Raw genomic sequence first — 20,920 nt, 5'->3', positions numbered from 1 at the left:
GTAGCAAGTAAGAAGCTGGCCCGGCAAGGCCCGCCTCAGGCGGACGGCCCCGCGCCGTCCGCCTCGACGAAGGCCTTGATCCTGCCGAGCGCCCGCTCCCACTGGCGGCCGATCGCCTCCAGCGCGCAGCGCGCCTCCTCGATGCGCTGCGGGTCGAGCTGCCAGCGGCGCTCGCGCCCGAGTTTCACGTCGCACACGATGCCGGCCTCGGCGAGCACGTGCAGGTGCTTGGTCACGCCCTGCCGGGTGATGGCCGTGCCCGCGGTCAGCTGGGCGATCGACATCAGGCCACCCGCGCACAACAGGGTGACCAGTTGCAGCCGCACCGGGTCGCCCAGCGCCGCGAACACGGCGGCAAGCCGTTCCGGGCCGACGCTAGCCGCCGACATGGCGCGCGATGTTGCCGACCTGCGCGTCCCAGCCCTGGCTGTTCATGCGGAAGGCCTCCAGGCGGCGCTGCGCCGGCACCCGGTCGAAGCCCGATTCGACCACGGTCAGCAGGGTGCCATTGCCGGGCGCGTCCTGCAGGGTAAAACACACCAGCGTCGGCGTTTCCTGCGCATAGTCGAGCGCGGGATCGACCGCATACGGGTGCCAGTGGAAGGACAGCATGTGTTCCGGCTCGACGCGCTCGACCCGGACCTCGAACCACAGGTGTTCATAGCCGGGATGCGTGATGCGTCCGCGCACCCGTTCGCCGGGCACGAAGGCCTGGCCCGCCAGGTTCACGCCGAACCATGCGCCGAACTCGGCGGTGTCGGCCAGCGCGCGCCATACCCTGGCGCGCGGCGCGCGGATCTCGATGCTGCGTTCGATGCGGTCGCTGCTTGTGCTTGCGGTCATGTGGGGCCTCCGGCGGATGAGGATTGATATGCAACCGATTGGTTGCGCGTACCCAGTGTAGCGCACGCGGGCCTGCCCTTGCAAACGCATGTGCACCGGCGCTTCGCTCGCGTATGCAGCATGGGAACCAATCCGGGCTGCGCAGCGTCGAATCCGGGCATGGACTGGGCCAGGGCCGCGACCGCCCTGGCGGCCGGCGTGCCGACAACGCAAATCCGGCGCGCCGGCGCAACAAATCCATGACGCATACGACGCTTCCTGCCAAACTGTTCCAGGTTTCCCTTGGTTGTCCTCAGCTGCGTTTGGTTGCTCTTCGGTGCTCTTATTTGCTCTCAGTTGCTCTTAGTTGCTCTTAGTTGCTCTTTGGTTGCTCTTAGTTGCTCTTTGGTTGCTCGTAGTTGCTCGTAGTTGCTCATAGTCGTCTCACTGACCATTGACCGCCATCATGGATGCCACCGAAGCAGGACGCATTGCATCGTCAGCGCAGGGGAGCGCGCCGCAGCCCACGCTCGGCCTGCGCGACGCGGTCGCCGTCATCGTCGGCGTCGTGATCGGGGCGGGCATTTTCAAGGCGCCCTCGATCGTGGCCGGGCACAGCGGCAGCGCCGGCGCCATGTTCGGGCTGTGGGTCCTCGGCGGCCTGGTGTCCCTGGCGGGCGCGCTCTGCTATGCCGAGCTCGCCACCTCCTGCGCCCACGCCGGCGGCGATTACCACTTCCTGCGCCGGGCCTACGGCCGCCGGGTCGCCTTCCTGTTTGGCTGGGCACGCTTTTCCGTGATCACCACCGGCTCCATCGCCCTGCTCGGCTTCGTGTTCGGCGACTACCTGCAGCAGGTGCTGCCGCTGCCCGGCCTGGCCGGGGCCTCCGGCGCGACCGTCTACGCGTTTGCCGCCGTGGCCGTGCTCACCCTGCTGAACCTGCGCGGCATCCGCGCGGGATCGCTCACCCAGACCTGGCTCACCGTGCTCGAAGTCGGCGGCCTGCTCCTGATCGCGGGCGCGGCCATGTTCTTCGCCGCGGCGCCCCTGCCCCTGCCGCCGCAGGCGGCGAGCGCGGGCCCGCCCTCATGGGGCATGGCGATGATCTTCGTGCTGCTCACCTACGGCGGCTGGAACGAAGCCGCCTACATCAGCGCCGAGGTGCGCGACGGCCGCCGCAACATGGTCCGCGCCCTGACCCTGTCGATCCTGGTCATCACGCTGCTCTATTTGCTGGTGACCTGGGCCTGCTGGCACACCCTCGGACTGGCCGGCATGGCCGCTTCGGAAGCGCTGGCCGCCGACGTCATGCGCGCGACCCTCGGCCCCGTGGGCGAAACCATCATTTCGCTGCTGGTGGCGGTGTCGGCGCTCACCTCGATCAACGCCACCATGATCGTCGGCGCGCGCACCGGCTATGCGATGGGCTGCGACTGGCCGCGGCTGCGCCTGCTCGGCCACTGGGACGGAACGCGCGGCTCGCCGGCCCCGGCCATGCTGGCGCAGGGCGTCGCCGCGCTGCTGCTGGTCGGCCTCGGCGCCGCCTTCGGCAGCGGCTTCAAGGCGATGGTCGAATTCACGGCCCCGGTGTTCTGGCTGTTCTTCCTGCTGGCCGGGCTGTCGCTGTTCGTGCTGCGTCGGCGCGAGCCGAACCTGGCACGCCCGTTCAAGGTGCCGCTGTTCCCGCTGCTGCCGCTCGTATTTTGCGCGACCTGTTGCTGGATGCTCTGGTCCAGCCTGTCGTATGTGGTCAACCAGTCGCTCGGCGGCCTGAACGCGGCCTGGATCGGCGTCGCCGTGCTCGCGGCCGGCCTGCTGCTGCTGCCGCTGCTGCGCGCAGGCGCCGTGCCCGGACCCGGCCCGGCGCCGGGTGCCTGAGCCCCGCCCACAGGAAACTCGCCGTTCCCCATCCACCCACCAGAAGGAGAGTATCGATGACTTCCCAACCCCGCCGCACGCTGCTCGGTTTCGGCGCTGCCGCGACCGGCCTGGCCCTGCTCCCCGCCCCGCGGCTGCTTGCCCAGCCGGCCGCAAGCGCGCCGGCCCTCGATGTCCCCTATGTCCCCACGCCCCAGCAGGTCGTCGACCGCATGCTGCAGCTGGCCAGGGTCGGCAAGAGCGACATCCTGTACGACCTCGGCTGCGGCGACGGGCGCATCGTGGTCACCGCAGCCAAGGCCCATGGCGCGCGCGGCACCGGCATCGACATCGATCCCGAGCGCATCGCCGAGGCGAAGGAAAACGCAAAAAAGGCCGGCGTGACCGACAAGGTGAGCTTTCGCGTGGCTAATCTCTTCGAGACCGACCTGTCGCCGGCATCGGTCGTGACGCTCTACCTGCTGCCGACGATCAACACCAGGCTGCGCCCGCGCCTGTGGCAGCAACTGAAAGTCGGCGCGCGCGTGGTGTCGCACGCGTTCGACATGGGACCGGAATGGCCGCCCGAGAAGACCGAAACCGTCGACGGCAGGACGATTTATTACTGGACCATCACCCCGGCGCAAAAGAAGCTGGTCAAGAGCTGAACCTGGCGGGCCGGGTCGCCGCAGCCGCGGCCGCACCTGGTGCGCGATTTGTTTCAAATGCAATATATGCACGCGCTCCGCCACGGCCGCTGCCGATGGCAAGCAGACTTCATGGTATCGTTCGTAAAAAAACATGCAGGCTGCGCGCGCGGCCGGGGCCGCCAGCGCCCTGCGTCCCGTGCTCGCCGGCATTCTGGGGAGTGCTGATGGTGTCCATTGTGCTGCGACTGCGGCTGTGCCTGCTGCTCCTTGCGGGCCTGTTTTCGCTTGCAGGAACGGCCCTGCCTGCGTCGGCGCAGCCTGCGCCCGCGCCGGCGGCGCCGCTGCGCGTCACCCTGGATGCCAACTATCCGCCTTTCGCCCACCGCAACGGCGACGGCAAGCTCGAGGGCTACTCGGTCGACGTCTGGCGCCTGTGGGAGCAAAAGACCGGGGTCCCGGTCAAGCTGATTGCGGCCGACTGGGCCCAGGTGCAGCCGATGTTGCAGCGCGGCGAAACGGATGTCATCGACCCGATTTTCCGGACCCCGGAACGGGCCCAGCACTTCGACTTTTCGCAGCCCTACGCCACCGTCGCCACCGCGATCTATGCCGATGCATCGCTCGGCGGCATCCACGAGATGGCCAGCCTGAAAGGCTTCGAGGTCGCGGTCCAGGCCGACGACGCCTGCGCCGAACAGCTGCGCAGGGCCGGTGTCGGCAAGGTGCGCCTGCTCCCCAGTTACGAAGCCCTGATCGCGGCCGCGGCGAGCCAGAGCGTCAAGCTGTTGTGCATGGACGAGTACTCGGCCGACTACCACCTGTACCGCCTCGGGCTGCAGCGCAGCTACGTGAAGGCCTTCGAGGTGTCGCGCGACGAGCTGTGGCGCGCAGTGCGCAAGGGCGACAGCGCCACGCTGACCCTCGTCGAACGGGGCATGGCGCAGATTTCGCAGGCCGAGCTAGACGCCCTGCGCGAGCGCTGGATCGGGCGCCCGCTGATCTTTACCCGCTACGCCGAGCGCCTGATGCAGGCGCTGGTCGCGCTAGCCTGCCTGGTGCTGCTGCTGGGCGGCTGGCTGGTGACGGTGCGGCGGGCGGTCGCCAGGCGCACCCGCGAGCTCGAACGGGAAAAGGCGCAATTGCGCTCGCTGGTGGAGAACAGCCCCGACCTGGTCTGGCTGAAGGACCGCCATGGCGTCTACCTGGCCTGCAATGCGAAGGCAGCCCTGCTGTTCGGCAAACCGCCAACCGAGATCGTCGGCCGGCGCGACGACGACCTGTTCGGCCCGACGGCGGCGCTGCGCTTCCGGCTGGGCGACGCCGCCGCGCTGCGCGCCGGGTGCCCGGTCCGGACCGAGGAACTCGAGGAGCTGCCCGGTTCCGCCGGCCAGCGTGTCTTCGAGACCATCAAGACCCCGATCACCCAGCCCGACGGCACCATGATCGGCGTGCTTGGCGTCGCCCGCGACATCACCGAGCGGCGCCGCCAGGAACGCACGATCCGCGAGCAGGACCGCCTGCTCGAGGAAATGAGCAGCCTGGCCCAGATCGGCGCCTGGGAAGTCGACCTGGCCAGCGGCGCCTTCCACTGGACCGAGGAACTGGCGCGCATCTACGAACTCCCGGCGGGCCAGGAACTTACTCCCAAGGCCTGCACCGCCTGCTATCGCGCCGAAGACCGCGCCCTGATCGCGCGCAGCGTCGAGGGCGCCCGGCTGCGTGCCGAATCGTTCAGCGTCGAGCTCGAAATCGTCAGCGGGGCCGGCAAGCGCAAATGGGTGCGCACGATCTGCGGCCCGGTGCTGGAAGACGGCGAGGTGGTCAAGCTGCGCGGCACCGTGCAGGACGTCACGCAGCGGCGCGAGCTCGAGGAATCGATGCGCATGGCGAACCTGATCTACCAGACCAGCCTGGAAGCGATCCTGGTCACCGACGAGGCCAACCGCATCGTCGATTCCAACCCCGCCTTCACCACCCAGACCGGCTACGCCTTGCCGGAGGTGCTGGGCACCCGACCGGCGCTGTTTGCGTCCAGCATGCACGACAACCGTTTCTACGAGCGCATCTGGCAGGAGCTGGAGGCGCACGACGCCTGGGAGGGCGAGATCCTGGACCGCAACAGCGACGGCGCATTCACGGCCAAGTACGTCAACATGCGCGCGATCCGCCATCCGGACGGGCGCGTCTACCGCCATGTGATCCAGTTCCGCGACATCAGCGAACAAAAGGAAAAGGACGAGCTGATCTGGCGCCAGACCAATTTCGACGCCCTCACCGGCCTGCCCAACCGCCGCCTGTTCGTCGACCGCCTCGAACAGGAGCTCAAGAAGAGCCATGGCGCCGGCCACGGCCTCGGCGTCCTCCTGCTCGACCTCGACCGCTTCAAGGACGTGAACGACAGTTTCGGCCACGCGAAAGGCGATGCGGCCCTGGTCGAACTGACCCGGCGCATCGAACGCTGCGCCCCGGAGGGCACCACCATCGGCCGCCTCGGCAGCAACATGTTCGCCCTGATCATCGGCGAATTCGACGGCCGCACCCACCTCGAAACCACGGCCGAAGCCGTGATCGGGGCGATTGCCGCGCCCCTGGCGCTGGGCAGCGACGGCGAGGCCTACCTGTCGGCCAGCGTCGGCATCAGCGTCTATCCCGACGACGGCAACAATGCCGCCGACCTGGTGCGCAACGCCGAAGCGGCGGTCTACCTCGCCAAGAGCGAAGGACGGGGGCGCTTCCGGTACTTCACCCCTACCCTGCAGCAGCGTGCGCGCAAGAAGCTCGCGCTGACCAACGACCTGCGCCTGGCCCTCGGCCGCGGCCAGCTGCAGTTGCATTACCAGCCAATCGTCGACGTTGCCGGCGGCCCCATCCGCAAGGCGGAGGCGCTGCTGCGCTGGGACCATCCGGAGCACGGCATGATCAGCCCGGCGCGCTTCATCCCGCTGGCCGAGGACGCGGGCCTGATCGACCAGATCGGCGGCTGGGTGGTCGGCGAAGCCATCGCCAGCATCGAGCGCTGGCGCCGGGCCTACGGCTATGTGGTCGAGCTCAGCGTCAACGTTTCCCCGGTCCAGTTCGACCGCCGCGGCACCCTGTCCTGGCTCGATCGCGTGGTCGACGCCAAGCTGCCGCCCAACAGCATCACCATCGAAATCACGGAGGGGCTGCTGGTGAGCGACGCCGAGCAGGTCAAGCGCTGCCTGCAGGCGTTGCACGCGGCCGGCGCACGCGTCTCCATCGACGACTTCGGCACCGGCTTTTCCTCGCTTTCCTACCTCAAGGATTTCGACGTCGACTACCTCAAGATCGACAAGAGCTTCATCAACAACCTGACCGAGAACGGCAGCGACAAGGCATTGACGGAAGGCATCATCGACCTCGCCCACCGCCTCGGCATCGAGGCCATTGCCGAGGGCGTCGAAAGCGCGGCCCAGCGCGACATGCTGGCGGCGTTCGGCTGCGACTACATCCAGGGCTTCTATCATTCGCCAGCGCTGACGCGCGAGGCGTTCGAGGCCTGTCTCGAGCGCCAGATGGTGCATTGAAGCCGGCCCGGGCCGCAGCGGGCGGCCCCGATCTGCGGACAGCGTCGCCGGCAGCGGGGTGAGCGAGCACGATTTTCCGGGCGACGCCGGCGCTGACGCCAACAGCTTCGGCGGCGACAGGCTCGGCGACGAGGGCTTCGGCGGCGGCGACGGCATGCTCGGCTGACCGGCGCTGCCGTGCCCTGCGCGGCCGGGCGCGGGGCCGCGCGCGCTGTTTCCGGCGCGGCATTGTGGCGGACCCACAGGTAGGCGATAATGGCCGGCCCGGTGCAATAGCAAGTTGAGCGCCTGCCGGCTCGCCGTCGGTTTCACCCACGCCCTCGCAGGCCTTTATGACCCTCACCATCTCCCGCATCCTGCATGCCGGTTACGTCTTCGAGTGCGATCGTACGCGCATCGCCTTCGATCCGGTGTTCGAGAATCCGTTCAGCCGCAACTGCCATGCGTTTCCCGAGGTCCGTTTCGATCACGAACAGATCCGCGCCACGGCATTCGACGCCGTCTTCATCTCGCATTTTCACGACGACCATTGCTCGCTCGATAGCCTCGACCTGCTGGACCGGCGCACGCCGATCCACATCTATTGCCTGTTCGAGGAACTGTTCGCGATGGTGCGCGAACTGGGCTTCACCGAGGTCCACCCGCTACAGATCGACATGCCGGTCAAGGTCGGCCCCTTCGCCGTGACGCCGCGGGCGGCGCTCGACGCCCAGGTCGACTCGATGTTCCAGGTCGCCGCCGCCGGCCTGAACGTCCTGAATGTCGTCGATGCGTGGATCGACCCGGAAGGGCTGGAGACGCTGGCCCGGCATGCGCCCTGGGACATGGTGCTGTGGCCCTTCCAGACCATGCGCGAGATCGAGGTACTTTCGCCCTCGCGCGCCGCACCCGCGCCCCCGGCGCTGCCCGCCGACTGGATCGAACAGCTCGCCGTGCTGCGGCCGCGCTACGTGGTGCCGAGCTCCTGCCAGTTCCAGCAGGAGCCCTGGTCCTGGTACAACCAGGCCTTCTTCCCGATCAGCTACCGCCAGTTCGGCGAGCAGGTCGAAGCGGCGCTGCCCGGGGTGCAGGTGGTGCGCATGAACCCGGGCGTCGCGCTCGAACTCATGCGCAGCGGCGAGCGGAGCAGCCTGGGCCCGGCCGCACCGCTGCCCTGGGTGATGCCGGTCGGCGAGCAAGATGTCGATTACCGCTACGACCCGCAGGCCGTGCCGCCCGCCACCGCCGACATTGCGCGCCGCTTTCCGGCGCTGAGCCCAGCGCAGGCGGCGCGCGTGCATGACTACCTCGCCCGCGGGCTCGCCGACGCCTACCGCGCCATGGAACTGCCCGAGGACAGCTATTTCGAGCGTCCGCGCATCTGGCAATTGACCGTCTACGACCACACCGGGGCCGGCACTGCCTGGCGCTACCGGGTCGAAGGCGACACGATCGCCGCGCTGCCGGCCGAAGCCGGGCCCCTGTCCTGGACCACCGAAGTGCCGCTTGCCAAACTGTATGCGGCGCTCGGACTCGGCGAATCGCTGAGCTCGATGTACATGCGCATCAACGACACGGTCTTCGATGCCGAGACCGAACACGACCTGGCGTCCAGCGACCTGGTCGACGATCCCCTGATCCGCTGCCTCTTCGACGAGGCATTCGGCGCCTACCAGGCCGCGCAGCTGCGCCGGCTGAAAGAACGCACATGACGACTAGCGAACTGCCCTTCCGTGCCACCACCGAACAAGCCTGCGACTGGCTCGCCGGCGCAACCGGCACCCCGTGGACCCTGGCCCGGTTGCTCGAGTCCGGCCTGACGCCCTATGTCTGGCTCGACTACGATGCAGCGCACGCCGATCTGTTCGGCGAGGCCAACGGCGGCTATGCGGCGCCGATCTTCTTCGAGGCCGACATTGCGCGCCTGGCCGGCGGCAGCGAAGACGTGCTCATCACCATCACCAAGGACGTGTACCGCCTGCCGGCCAAGCTGCCGGCGCCGGGCTTCCGGCGCGCGCTGCACGAGCTGCGTTTCCTGAAGAAGGACGTCGAGCGCCTGCCGGCCCGGCTGGCGCGCGAGGCCGCGCCTTCGCCGCCGCCCGCGCCCGCGGCCGAGTCCAGGCTGGGAATCGGCCGCGAGCAGGTGCTGGCCGCCTTCGGGGGACTGGTCAAGATCGACCTGGAGGCCGCGCTCGCGGATGGCGGCGGCATGTTCGGCGACGACGGCGCCCGCGTCAAGGGCAGCGCCAGGAAGTCGAAGAACAAGGCGTTGTGGAATCCGGTGACCCTGGCCCTCGGCCTGAACGACCTCTACCGGGTGCCGGCCGGACGCCTGTCCAGGGTGTTCGCGAGCCAGGATTTCCTGCATCCGTGGCGCGAGAACTGGGAACAGAGCTTGCGCCTGCTGGGAAAATAGCGGGAGCGGCCGGCTCAGGCCGGCGGTGTCATCTGCGCTTTCGCCGCCAGCACGCGGCGCAGCGCGTTGTCCGGATCGAGACCCGACATCAGCAGGTTGATGATCTCTTTCTTGTCTTCGCCGCTGACGTCCTTGCAGGCCTCGCGGTGGGCGCAGAAATACGCATACCACGCCACATCGGCCGGCCGTTCCTTGCGCGGTTTCAGGCGCTTCGGCACGCCCGCGCGCGCCGCGGCTGCGAACGCGGCGAGGCGCGCATGGAGCTCGGGGCCGGCCCAGTCGAAGCCGGCCACTGCGCGCCGCTCGGCCTCGGGCGCCACCGCGCCGGCCGGGCTCAAGGCCAGGCAGGCCAGGTTGGGCAGTCCGTTGGCCCCGCAGAATTCTTCGACGAACTCCAGCTTCATGGCCAGGCCCACCGGCACCGCGCGGTCGACCGCCGCATCCTTCGGGTACAGCAGGCGCGTCAGCGTCAGGAGGTCGGCCCAGCCGATCGGGGCGCCCTGCCCGGCCTGGGCGTGGCGCACCAGGGCATCGACGAGCCTGATGCCGACGTCGATGTCGCCGAGAGTGAGTTGCTTACTGGTGTCGATTGCTGCCTCCGTTCTGGTTGATGTGATGCCGCATCCGGGCTAACTTCGCGGTCATTGCACAGCCAGAAGTATCGGAACAGCACGGGAACAAGCTCGCTGCAATTGCGGTTTTCCCTTAGTTGCTAATCAGTTGCTAGTCGTTGCAAATCATATCATTTGCTGGTACAACCCAACATGCGTACATATCGGATGACCAGACCAATTCCAGTCCGCTTCCTCCGGGAATCGGACACATCCGCTAGCACCATTCGCTGATACTTCACTGATACTTAAAACCAGAAGCTACAGGAGACACCGATGAAATTCACCCTCACGTGCGCGGCCGCGTGCCTTGCCCTGTTCGGCAGCGCAGCGGCCCACGCCCAAGCGTATCCGACCAAGACGATCACCATGATCGTTCCGTTCGCCGCAGGCGGCCCGACCGATACCGTCGCCCGCCTCGTGGCGCAGTCGATGGGCACCAAGCTCAAGCAGCAGATCATCATCGAAAACGTCGGCGGCGCCGGCGGCACCATTGGCGCCGCGCGCGTGGCCAAGGCCGCGCCGGACGGCTACACGCTGTTCCTGCATCACATCGGCCACGCCACCGCCCCGTCGCTGTACCGCAAGCTGAGCTACGACGCGATGACCAGCTTCGAGCCGATCGGCCTGGTCACGGACGTGCCGATGACCATTGTCGCGCGCGGCGACTTCCCGGCCAAGGACATGAAGGAATTCCTGAGCTACGTAAAAGCCAACAAGGACAAGGTCACCTACGCCAACGCCGGCGTCGGCTCGGCCTCGCACCTGTGCGGCATGCTGTTCATGACCGCCATCGGCACCGACCTGACCACCGTTCCGTACAAGGGCACCGGCCCGGCGATGAACGACCTGCTCGGCGGCCAGGTCGATTTCATGTGCGACCAGACCACCAACACGACCAGCCAGATCAAGAGCGGCAAGATCAAGGCCTACGCGGTCACCACCAAGAACCGCCTGGCCTCGATGCCGAACCTGCCGACCCTGAACGAATCCGGCCTGCCCGGCTTCGAAGTAGCGGTCTGGCACGGCATGTACGCGCCGAAGGGCACGCCGAAGGCGGTCATCGACACGCTCGCGAGCGCCTTGCAGACGGCCCTCAAGGACCCGGTCGTGAAGCAGCGCTTCGCCGACCTGGGCACCGAACCGGTCGCGGAAAACCGCGCAACGCCGGCGGCGCTGCGCGCGCACGTGCAGTCCGAAATCGCACGCTGGGCGCCCATCATCCAGAAGGCCGGCGTCTACGCCGACTGATCTGACGCTGCATGGCAGCCGGACCTCCGGGTCCGCGGAGACCGGGGCGCAAGGCGCCGGTCTCCCGCTTCGTGATCTCGCGATATCCGCAATATCCGCAATATCCGCAATTTCGTATGCAGCATCCGCAGGTTCCGCTTCCCGGCATCGCCCCCAGGAAGCGGGATGAACAAGAACATCCGTAACAAAAGGGGACAGCTTTGCCTTCATTCATCCGCCATCCAAAGGACTTTTGGATCGGCATCATTTTCATGTGCTTCGGACTGGCCGCCGTCCTCATCGGCCGCGACTATTCGATGGGCACGGCCGGCCGCATGGGCCCGGCCTATTTCCCGAGCGTCCTCGGCGGCCTGCTGGCGCTCATCGGCCTGATCGGCGTGGTGCGCTCCTTCCTGCGCCCCGGCGAAGCCATCAGCAAGTTCTACGTCAAGGAACTGGTGCTAGTCCTCGTCGCCGTGCTCCTGTTCGGCTTCCTGATGCGCGGCGCCGGCCTGGTGCCGGCCGCCATCGTGCTGATCCTGATGAGCGCCTATGCCAGCCCCAAGTTCACCTGGGGTGCCTCGCTGCTGCTGGCCATCGGCCTGGCATTCTTCGCCGTCGTCCTCTTCGTCAAGCTGCTCGGCTTGCCGATCGCGATCTTCGGTCCCTGGTTCGGCTTTGAGTAAAAAATAACATGGAAATCTTCGCAAACCTCGGACTCGGCCTGGAAACGGCCTTTACTCTTACCAACCTGATGTACTGCCTGATCGGCGTGTTCGTCGGCACCGCCGTCGGCGTGCTGCCGGGCCTCGGTCCGGTCGCCACCATCGCCATGCTGCTGCCGGCCACCTTCGGCCTGCCGCCGGTCGCCTCGCTGATCATGCTGGCGGGGATTTATTACGGCGCCCAGTACGGCGGCTCGACGACGGCGATCCTGGTCAACCTGCCGGGCGAGTCGTCCTCGGTGGTCACCGCCATCGACGGCCACATCATGGCCCGCAACGGCGAAGCCGGCAAGGCGCTCGCCACGGCCGCGCTCGGCTCCTTCTTTGCCGGCACCGTCGCCACCGTGCTGCTGGCCCTGTTCGCGCCGCCGCTGGCCGACATGGCCCTGAAATTCGGCCCGGCCGAATACTTCTCGCTGATGGTGCTGGGCCTGGTCGCATCGGTGGTGCTGGCCAGCGGTTCCTTGCTCAACGCGATCGGCATGGTGATCCTGGGCTTGCTGCTCGGCCTGGTGGGCACCGACGTCAATTCCGGCCAGGCGCGCTACACCTTCGACTTCCCGCAGGTGGCCGACGGCATCAACTTCGTCATCGTCGCCATGGGCATGTTCGGCATCGGCGAAATCATCCGCAACCTCGAACATGACGAGACGCGCCAGCTGATGATGAAGAAGGTCTCCGGCCTGATGCTCTCCAAGGACGATTTCAAGCGCATCGCCGCCCCCGTCTTCCGCGGCACCGTGCTCGGCTCGGCGCTGGGCATCCTGCCCGGCGGCGGCGCCATGCTGGCCTCGTTCGCCTCGTACTCGATCGAAAAGAAGGTGTCGAAGAACTCGGCCAACTTTGGCAAGGGCGCAATCGAAGGCGTGGCGGCCCCTGAAGCGGCCAACAATGCCGGCGCCCAGACCTCGTTCATCCCGATGCTGACCCTCGGCATCCCGTCGAACCCGGTGATGGCGCTGATGGTCGGCGCCATGATCATCCAGGGCATCCAGCCGGGTCCCGCCGTGATGACCGAACAGCCGGCCCTGTTCTGGGGCCTGATCGTGTCGATGTGGTTCGGTAACTTCTTCCTGGTGCTGCTGAACCTGCCGATGATCGGCCTGTGGGTCAAGATGATCTCGGTGCCGTATCACCGCCTGTATCCGGCCATCCTGATGTTCTGCGCGATCGGCGTTTTCAGCCTCAACAACAGCGAATTCGACGTCTGGCTGATGGCCGTGTTCGGCCTGTTCGGTTACATCTGCGCCAAGCTGGGCGCGGAACCGGCGCCGATGCTGCTCGGCTTCATCATCGGCCCGATGATGGAAGAATACCTGCGCCGCGCGCTGCTGCTCTCGCGCAGCGACCCGATGGTGTTCATCGAGCGCCCGATCAGCGCCACCATGCTGGGCCTGGCGGTGGCGGCCATTGCCGTGGTGCTGCTGCCGTCGCTGAGGAAGAAGCGCGAAGAAGCCTTCCACGAAGACGACTGACAGCGTCAAGGGTCGCTCACGGAAAAGCAGGCCAGCGGCCTGCTTTTTTTATGGTGCGTAGCCGGTGGCGGACGTGTTGCAAAGGGCCACAAATGGCCTCTCGACAGCGCCAATTCTGTGTAATAATTTATATTTCCCACAGGAATTTCCAAAGCGCGTGTGCAGGACAGGAATCGGTTGCAGGAGCTTGCCGTCGCGCACCTGGAGGGGCAAATGAAAGAGCGCAAGACGCGCTCGGGAAAGTCGTCCCGTGAGTGAAATCAAGACATTTTTGCTGATGCTTGCCATCGGCAACATCACCTACGCCATCCTGATGGCCGGATACCTGCGCAGTGGCCCCACCCATGCGTCGATGCGGGTCTGGACCTGGGCCAAGGCCATCGAAGGCTGCGCTTATATCGCCTTCTGGCTGCGTCCGGACTTGCCGGGCAGCTTCAACCTGCTGGTCTCGAACGGGCTCCTGATCGCGGCCGGCGTCGGGCAGATGAGCGCCTACTGCATGTTCCTGGGCTACCGCTGTCAGCGCAGGCTGTGCGCACTGCTGGTGCTGGCCGAATGCCTGCTCGCCGCGGCCGTGCTGGCGGAGATGGCGCTGACCCGCTTGTCGGTGTTGATGTCGCTGATTATCGCCGTGCTCGCCAGCGTGAATGCCTGCATCCTCGCCGGCGGCCCGCGCGACCGGTCGATCCTGCGTTGCGTCATCGGCGTCCCGAACCTCCTGATCGCCCTGGCCTTCCTGGCGCGCGCCTGGGTCGGCGCCAGCTCCGGGACCCTGACCGTGTTCTCGCCGGGACCGACGCAAACGATGATCTACCTGGGCGCCTACCTGCTGCTCATCGTGAACGGGTTCGGCTTCCTCCTGCTGTGCAATCAGCAGAACGAGCGGCAGTTGCGTACCCTGGCCACCACCGACAGCCTGACGGGACTCGTCAATCGGTACGCGTTCCTGCAGGAAGCCGAGCGCGCCCATTCGCTGGCACTCAGGAGCGGCCAGCCCTTGACGCTCCTGATGATCGACATCGACCATTTCAAGCAGCTCAACGACCGCCACGGCCACGCCGCCGGCGACCGCGCGCTGTGCGTGTTTGCCGAGGCCGCAGGCAGGACGCTGCGCAAACACGACTTGATGGGCCGCCTCGGCGGCGAGGAGTTCGGGGTGCTGCTGCCAGGCACTTCCGCTACCGACGCGGTCGACGCCGCCGAACGCCTGCGCCTGGCGGTCGCCGCGGTGCCCGTCGAGGTGGCGCAGGGCGGGCACTTCATGACCGTCAGTATCGGCCTGGCCCAATTGCTCGACAAGGAGACGGTGGGCGCGGCCCTGGTGCGCGCCGACCGGGCGCTGTACCGCGCCAAGCGCGACGGGCGCGACCGGGTCGAGGCGCACCGCGCGCATCTCGGCCCCCATGCGGCCGACGAGCCTGACCTGCCCGGGCTGGAGGCCGCGCACTGAACCCGGCCGGGCCGCCCGCTGCAGGCAAGCTCTTGCCCCCGGGCAGCACGAAATGCGCTACCATTTCGACCTGATCCATCCATGCTGCCCCTCACCGTCGAGCGCGGCGGCCGGCGCCGCCGGGCCGCACCCCGGCGCCAGAAAGTCCTAACGTGCTTACCGTTCCCCATCTCGACGTGGATGCCGCCATCAAGACCCTCGTGCTCACGCTCGACCTGGTCGGCACCTTCGTCTTCGCCCTCAGTGGCGCCATGGCCGGCGCCCGGCGCCGCCTCGACATCTTCGGGGTGCTGGTGCTCTCCTTCGTGGCGGCCAGCTCCGGCGGCATCGTGCGCGACCTGCTGATCGGCGCCACGCCGCCGGCCGCGATCAGCGACTGGCGTTATCTTGCCGTCTCGCTGATGGCGGGCATCGTCATCTTCTTCTGGTACCCCGCCGTCAACCGCCTGCGCAGCCCGGTGCTGTTTTTCGACAGCGTCGGCCTGGCGCTGTTTTGCGTCGCGGGCGCGCAGAAGGCGCTGGTATTTGGCCTGGAACCGGTGATGGCCGCCTTGCTCGGCATGCTGACCGGGATCGGCGGCGGTATTGCGCGCGACGTCCTGCTGTCGAACGTGCCGGCCGTGTTCCGCTCCGATATCTACGCGGTGGCCGCCCTCGCCGGGGCCGCCGTGGTGGTGGGCGGCGATGCCCTCGGGCTGCCCAGCACGGTGACCGCCTGCGCCGGCGCGGCCCTGTGCTTCGGCCTGCGCATGGCGGCCGTGCGCTACGACTGGCACCTGCCGCGCGCGCGCACGCCCGAGCTGGCGGAGGCGCAGCGCGAGGAAGACGAACGGGACGACAACCGCTGAGGCGCGAGCGCGCCAGGCAGCGGGCTAGCGAGACGGCTCGGCGTCGCCGATCGACAAGGCAATCCCTTGCTGGAGGTCGTCGAGGAAGGCCAGCGCCGGCCCGCCGTAGATCGAGGCGGGAACGGCGAGCTCGACCAGGCAGGCCAGCATCTCGCCGAACCACAGCGGGTCGGCGCCGCGCTGCTGCAGGCCATGGGACTCGGCCAGGTAGTGCACGGCCCTGGCGACGAGGTTGGGGTCGCGCCCTTGCCCGGCCACGAAGCCGACGTGGCGCATGGCGATCGTCTCGAAGCGATGGGCGAGCGTCTCGGCGATATCGGACGATACCCGGGTCGAGCCCGGATAGACACAGCTGGCGAGCGCACGGCAGGCGTCGCCCAGCTCAGCCTGGCGAAACTCGGTCACTGGCCTCTCCAATCAGGAAAACGGCAGCCATTATCGCACGGGCGCGGCGGCGCCCTCACCCGGCCAGCAAGTGGGGCCCGATCTCCCGCACCGTCTTGACGCCGGTGAGGACCATGTTGGTGCGCATGTCCTTTTCCATGATGGCAAGCAGACGTTCGACGCCGGCCTGCCCGGCGGTCGCCAGCGCGTAGACGAAGGCGCGGCCGATCAGCACGCCGTCGGCGCCCAGGGCCAGCATGCGGAACACGTCGGTGCCGGTACGCACCCCGCCGTCGGCGAAGATCGTCATCTTGCCCTTCACGGCCTCGGCAATCGCCGGCAGCGCCTGTGCCGTCGACAAGGCGCCGTCCAGCTGGCGCCCGCCATGGTTGGAGACGACGATGCCGTCGGCGCCGAACGCGAGGGCATCGCGGGCGTCGCCGGGGTCGAGGATGCCCTTGATCACCAGCTTGCCTTGCCACTCGTCGCGGATCCACTGCAGGTCGGGCCAGGCGATGCCGGGATCGAAGTTCTCGCCCAGCCAGCCGATGTAGTCCGTCAGCCCGGTGGCATTGCCGCGGTAGGCGGAAATGTTGCCGAGATCGTGGGGCCGTCCGAACAGGCCGACATCCCAGGCCCAGCGCGGATGGAGCATGGCCTGGACCATGCGCCGCAGCGGCGCGTTCGGGCCGCTCATGCCGGCATGCGCATCGCGGTAGCGCGCACCCGGCACCGGCATATCGACCGTGAACACGAGGGTGCGCGAGCCCAGCTCCCAGGCGCGCCGCATCACGTCGCGCATGAAGGCGCGGTCCCTGAGCACGTACAGCTGGAACCAGATCGGATGCGCGGCCTGCGCCGCCACCTCGGACAGCGGGCACACCGAGACGGTCGACTGGATGAAGGGGATGTTGCGGTGACAGGCCGCGCGCACGGCCTGCACCTCGCCGCGGCGCGCATACATGCCGGCCAGCCCGACCGGTGCCAGGGCGATCGGCAGGCCATAGCGCTCGCCGAAGAACTCGGTACCCAGCTCGAGCTGCTCGGAGCCACGCAGTACGCGCTGGCGCAGCTTGATCGCCTGCAGGTCGTCGACATTGCTGCGCAGCGTCTGTTCGGCGCCGGCGCCGCCGTCGAGGTAATGGAATAGGAAGGGCGGCAACTTGCGCCGGGCGGCTTCACGGAAATCCAGGGCGGACGAAATGATCATGGCGTGGCGCGTCTTCGAGAGGTGGATGGATCAGCGAACAACACGCATGTTGACACCATCGGCCCCGAAAATGAATACTCGGCAATGAAATTCTTCGACGCCCCGCGTAAACAGCGCCTGGCTGGCGGACCGCGCGCAGCCTCAGCCCGCCTGTCCGCCCTGGCTGTCCCACAACTTGCGCAGTTCGGGCGCCGGCAGCGGCCGGCTGAAATGGTAGCCCTGCCCCTGGTGGCAGCCCCGCTCCTGCAGGTAGCGCCACGCCGCTTCGGTCTCGATGCCTTCCGCCACCAGTTCGAGGTTCAGGCTCTTTCCGAGCGCAATGATGGCATCGATGACGGCGCGGTTCGCGGGATTGGTCTCGATCCCGCGCACGAAGGACTGGTCGATCTTGAGTTTATCCAGCGGCAGGCTCGACAGGCTGCTCAGGCTGGAGTAGCCGGTACCGAAATCGTCGAGGGCGATCCGAACCCCGAGCGCTTTGAGGTCCTGCAAGATCCTGACCGCATCGGCGACGTTCTCCATGATCGCCGTTTCCGTCAACTCGAGGACCAGGCAAGCCGGGCGGATACCCGAGCGCGCGATCAGCTCGCGCACGTAAGCGAGGAAACCGGCTCGCTGGAACTGCAGGGCCGACACATTGACCGACACGGTGAGGTCGAGGCCGGCAGCGCTCCAGTTGGCCTGCTGGCGGCAGGCTTCCTGCGCCACCCATTCGCCGAGCGGCGCGATCAGGCCGCAGGTTTCGGCAATCGGGATGAAGGCCGCCGGCCCCAATGCCGGCTCGATGCCGTCGGCCAGCCGCACCAGGGCCTCGATGCCTTCGACTTTGCCGGAAGCCAGGTTGACGATGGGTTGGTAGTGCAACAGCAGCCCGTCATGCTCGAGCGCCTGCTTGAGACGGCGTTCGACGCCCAGCACGAACTGGGCCCGCGCATCCATTTCCGGACAATAGAAGGCAAAGGAGCCGCGGCCGCTGTTCTTCACTTGCAGCATGGCGACGTCGGCAGCGTGCACCAGGACGCCGGCGCTGTCTCCATGTTCCGGGTAGCGGCTGATGCCGATACAGGCAGACAGCTTGACCTCAATATTGCCGATCGTAATAGGCCGGGCGACGGCCTCGACAATTGCATCGACCGTGGCGGCGACACTGGCGCCAGCCTGGTCCCCATCGGGCAGCACAGCCATGAATTCGTCCCCGCCTACCCGCGCAAGCAATTGGTCCTGGCGCATGCAATCCTGCATCCGGTGGGCGACCTCGCGCAGGACGCGATCGCCCACCTCATGCCCGTACAGGTCGTTGACCGGCTTGAAGCGGTCCAGGTCGATGTACAGCAAGGCGCCCTCGCGGCCCGCGCTGCGTCCTGCCGCGATGGCCTGCTCCAGGCACGCGAGGGCGCGGGTGCGGTTGGCCAGGCCGGTCAGCGGATCGTGGGAGGCCGCCCAGCGCACTGCCTGTTCGGCATGGCGGCGCTCGCCGATGTCGCGCGGCGCGACGTGCATCAGCCATTCGCCGCGGTGCTTCAGTACCGTCGCGGTGATCTCTACCGGAAACTCGGAACCATCCTTGCAGCGGTAGACCCGTTCGAAACTCGGCAGGCGCGCATCGCGGCAAGCGTCGAAGGTGGCGCGCAATCCTTCAGGCGTGCTGAGCAGGGCGATCTCGAACAGCGTCATGGACAAGAGTTCGGCATTGCTGTACCCGAGGCGCTCGGCCGCGATCCGGTTGGCGTAGCGTATCCTGCCCTCCTCGTCGACCAGCAGCATCATTTCGTTGGAGTGCTCGCTGAAGAACTGGAACTGCTGGAGCTCCATTTTTTGTTCGCTGAGCACGGCGGCGCGATGCTCGAGCAAGGCGGCAGCCCGCTCGATCGCCACGCCGACCTTGTTGACCTCGGAGACATGGACAGTGGCGACCTGTAACAGCGTGCCTTGGCCGAGGGCGGAGGCCGGCTCGACCAGCGCGTGGATCGAATCCGATATCAGGCGGTTGACCCAGCGCGCGAACAGCAGGCCCAGCGCAAAGAGCAGTGCCGCTGTCGCGCCCAGATAGGCGAGCTTGGCCTGCAAGGGTCGAATGACCTGGGCGCGCGGGACCCCGACGGTGGTCGTGAAACCCGTCAGCGGCGAGCGCGAGAAGCCGGTGATGTTCGGCACGCCATCCTTGCTGACGGTTTCGACCCATCCGGCGTCGCCGCGCATGATGGCAGAGCGCATCTCGGGGCTTGTCGCCTGGCCGACGAAACGCTCGCTGGCGCGACTGCGGGCCGCAATCACGGCCTTGCGGTCGACCAGGCTGGCGAGCCAGCCTGGGTGCAGCTTATGCCCCTGGAGGATCGTGCTCAACTGGCTGGTAGGGATGGCGATGCCCACCACGTACTCCACCTTCCCGTGGCGGCTTACGGGAACGAAACTGCCGACTAACGAGCGGCCGGAGGCGGGATCGATCACCACGTCGGAAACGAGGACGCGCGCCTGGCGGAAGGCCTGCCGCGCCATGCCTGCACTGCGCTCGCTCGACAAGAACGCATCCGCGGCACTGGACATCGGCACGAGCGTTCCGTCCTTGCCTTGATAGATGGCCACCTGGCTGCCCATCCCGGCAGCGACGATGGACCCGGCGGCACGCGCGGAAAACACGGGCAGGACCTCCGAGGAGAGCTCACCCGCGCCGCCCAGGGCAAGTGCGAGCTCCTGCCCGCGCAGGATGTGCATGTCGAGTTCGCGCCCCAGGGAACGTGCACGCTCGATGTTGTCGTGGATGAGGCGCTCGCGCCCGTCATGGTAATCGGCGAACAGAAAGATCGTGACGCCTACAATGCCGGGCAACAGGCAAGCAAGCACGAGGGCATTGAGGAGATAGACGACCGGAAAATGTTGTCCCGTCAGCAGATTGCGAAGCAGTTTGCGAAGCATAGTAGCGATACGTGAAATAAACGCCGCATCGTTCGCTGCAGCAAATAATCCTGATGGTTTCGAGCAAGCCGATGAATGGCAGCGGCCGGACCGGACGGCCCGGATGAGTAAGCATCCCGGCTAGCGCCCTCCAGCGCTTACCGGCCGTTAATTTCCATACGGCAACCAATATTAGACCGCATGCCTTCGGCTGCGTATACAGGAGTTTGCATTTGGGAGAAGAAATACAACAGATTTGATGATTGAGACGCGGCGAGCGCCGTATCGCCGGGCAATGCTGTGGTGTCAGATGGTGGAAGTGACGAAATCTTGGCAGAAAGTGAATTTGGCCGAGCCGCTAAACTTGCGCTGACGTTGACGTTAAATGCACTTCGTTGGGTGTGGCCGGGCCGCGCAGGCTCCGCCCCACGCGTTCACCGCGCGATCGGCCACCGCCCGACACTCGATCCCGGCACTGGGCGCAAAAGCGACAGACGAAAAAAAACCGCCCAAGATCACTTGAGCGGTTTTTCTTTATAACTAGCCTGACGATAACCTACTTTCACACTGGTTGCAGCACTATCATCGGCGCAAAGTCGTTTCACGGTCCTGTTCGGGATGGGAAGGGGTGGGACCGACTTGCTGTGGTCATCAGGCATGACTTGTACGAGCATCGTTCAATGAACGCGGCTCAGAATCTGGAAGAAGTAGGTTTCATGAGTAGTAACTGTCGTGTCAACAAACAGCGCTGTATTCTCGAATTACTATGACCTGCTAAGGTTATAGGGACAAGCCGTACGGGCAATTAGTACTGGTTAGCTTAAT

The 20,920-nt window shown here is 66.8% G+C and carries 16 protein-coding genes and 1 rRNA gene; 10 read left to right on the top strand and 7 right to left on the bottom strand.

The window, feature by feature from the left end:
- Nucleotides 1-35: 35 nt before the first annotated feature.
- Together ACFPAH_RS19265 and ACFPAH_RS19260 are read right to left on the bottom strand one after the other, a co-directional pair.
- Nucleotides 36-389 (bottom strand): ArsR/SmtB family transcription factor, encoded by a 354-nt coding sequence (locus ACFPAH_RS19265; protein ID WP_379748534.1) that lies wholly within the window; start codon nt 387-389, stop codon nt 36-38.
- Entirely contained in the window at nt 376-843 is a 468-nt protein-coding gene (locus tag ACFPAH_RS19260; protein WP_379748532.1) for an SRPBCC family protein, read from the bottom strand. Before ACFPAH_RS19260 ends, ACFPAH_RS19265 begins: the two co-directional genes overlap by 14 nt.
- Nucleotides 844-1,288: 445 nt before the next feature.
- Between ACFPAH_RS19260 and ACFPAH_RS19255 the strand changes: the two genes are divergently transcribed.
- The 5 genes from ACFPAH_RS19255 to ACFPAH_RS19235 all read left to right on the top strand — a co-directional run bounded on the left by ACFPAH_RS19255 (nt 1,289) and on the right by ACFPAH_RS19235 (nt 9,270).
- Nucleotides 1,289-2,701, top strand: coding sequence for an APC family permease (locus ACFPAH_RS19255; protein WP_379748530.1), 1,413 nt, complete (start codon nt 1,289-1,291; stop codon nt 2,699-2,701).
- Between the two features lie 56 nt (nt 2,702-2,757).
- Entirely contained in the window at nt 2,758-3,348 is a 591-nt protein-coding gene (locus tag ACFPAH_RS19250) for a methyltransferase domain-containing protein (protein WP_379748528.1), read from the top strand.
- 206 nt (nt 3,349-3,554) lie between these two features.
- Nucleotides 3,555-6,875 (top strand): EAL domain-containing protein, encoded by a 3,321-nt coding sequence (locus ACFPAH_RS19245; protein WP_379748526.1) that lies wholly within the window; start codon nt 3,555-3,557, stop codon nt 6,873-6,875.
- A 332-nt stretch (nt 6,876-7,207) separates the two neighbouring features.
- Complete coding sequence (locus ACFPAH_RS19240; RefSeq protein ID WP_379748524.1) at nt 7,208-8,566, top strand: MBL fold metallo-hydrolase; 1,359 nt, start codon at nt 7,208-7,210, stop codon at nt 8,564-8,566.
- A complete protein-coding gene (locus ACFPAH_RS19235; protein ID WP_379748522.1) occupies nt 8,563-9,270 on the top strand; it encodes a hypothetical protein in 708 nt (235 codons plus the stop codon). The genes ACFPAH_RS19240 and ACFPAH_RS19235 overlap by 4 nt, the downstream gene beginning before the upstream one ends.
- A gap of 14 nt (nt 9,271-9,284) precedes the next feature.
- Here the strand turns inward: ACFPAH_RS19235 and ACFPAH_RS19230 are convergent, their stop codons facing one another.
- Complete coding sequence (locus ACFPAH_RS19230; protein ID WP_379748520.1) at nt 9,285-9,794, bottom strand: hypothetical protein; 510 nt, start codon at nt 9,792-9,794, stop codon at nt 9,285-9,287.
- A gap of 363 nt (nt 9,795-10,157) precedes the next feature.
- Between ACFPAH_RS19230 and ACFPAH_RS19225 the strand changes: the two genes are divergently transcribed.
- The 5 genes from ACFPAH_RS19225 to ACFPAH_RS19205 all read left to right on the top strand — a co-directional run bounded on the left by ACFPAH_RS19225 (nt 10,158) and on the right by ACFPAH_RS19205 (nt 15,609).
- Entirely contained in the window at nt 10,158-11,132 is a 975-nt protein-coding gene (locus tag ACFPAH_RS19225; protein WP_379748518.1) for a tripartite tricarboxylate transporter substrate binding protein BugD, read from the top strand.
- 200 nt (nt 11,133-11,332) lie between these two features.
- A complete protein-coding gene (locus ACFPAH_RS19220) occupies nt 11,333-11,797 on the top strand; it encodes a tripartite tricarboxylate transporter TctB family protein (protein WP_379748516.1) in 465 nt (154 codons plus the stop codon).
- Nucleotides 11,798-11,805: 8 nt separating this feature from the next.
- The gene (locus tag ACFPAH_RS19215) at nt 11,806-13,311 is read left to right on the top strand and encodes a tripartite tricarboxylate transporter permease (protein WP_379748514.1); all 1,506 of its coding nucleotides are present in this window, start codon (nt 11,806-11,808) and stop codon (nt 13,309-13,311) included.
- A 277-nt stretch (nt 13,312-13,588) separates the two neighbouring features.
- Entirely contained in the window at nt 13,589-14,761 is a 1,173-nt protein-coding gene (locus ACFPAH_RS19210; RefSeq protein ID WP_379749097.1) for a GGDEF domain-containing protein, read from the top strand.
- 152 nt (nt 14,762-14,913) lie between these two features.
- Nucleotides 14,914-15,609: a trimeric intracellular cation channel family protein gene (locus ACFPAH_RS19205; RefSeq protein WP_379748512.1), complete on the top strand. Its 696-nt coding sequence runs from the start codon at nt 14,914-14,916 to the stop codon at nt 15,607-15,609.
- 24 nt (nt 15,610-15,633) lie between these two features.
- Here ACFPAH_RS19205 and ACFPAH_RS19200 read toward each other — a convergent pair whose 3' ends face one another.
- The 4 genes from ACFPAH_RS19200 to rrf all read right to left on the bottom strand — a co-directional run bounded on the left by ACFPAH_RS19200 (nt 15,634) and on the right by rrf (nt 20,751).
- Complete coding sequence (locus ACFPAH_RS19200; protein WP_379748510.1) at nt 15,634-16,014, bottom strand: hypothetical protein; 381 nt, start codon at nt 16,012-16,014, stop codon at nt 15,634-15,636.
- A 55-nt stretch (nt 16,015-16,069) separates the two neighbouring features.
- On the bottom strand, nt 16,070-17,203 hold the full coding sequence (gene lldD / locus ACFPAH_RS19195; RefSeq protein WP_379748508.1) for an FMN-dependent L-lactate dehydrogenase LldD: 1,134 nt from the start codon (nt 17,201-17,203) through the stop codon (nt 16,070-16,072).
- A 141-nt stretch (nt 17,204-17,344) separates the two neighbouring features.
- A complete protein-coding gene (locus ACFPAH_RS19190) occupies nt 17,345-20,029 on the bottom strand; it encodes an EAL domain-containing protein (RefSeq protein ID WP_379748506.1) in 2,685 nt (894 codons plus the stop codon).
- Nucleotides 20,030-20,638: 609 nt separating this feature from the next.
- Nucleotides 20,639-20,751 (bottom strand): 5S ribosomal RNA (gene rrf / locus ACFPAH_RS19185).
- Nucleotides 20,752-20,920 lie beyond the last annotated feature (169 nt).

This window comes from Massilia sp. GCM10023247 (genome assembly GCF_042653325.1).
Classification (GTDB): domain Bacteria; phylum Pseudomonadota; class Gammaproteobacteria; order Burkholderiales; family Burkholderiaceae_D; genus Telluria.
The sequence above is the reverse complement of the archived record's forward strand: the minus strand, read 5'-3'. Positions and strand labels throughout refer to the sequence as shown.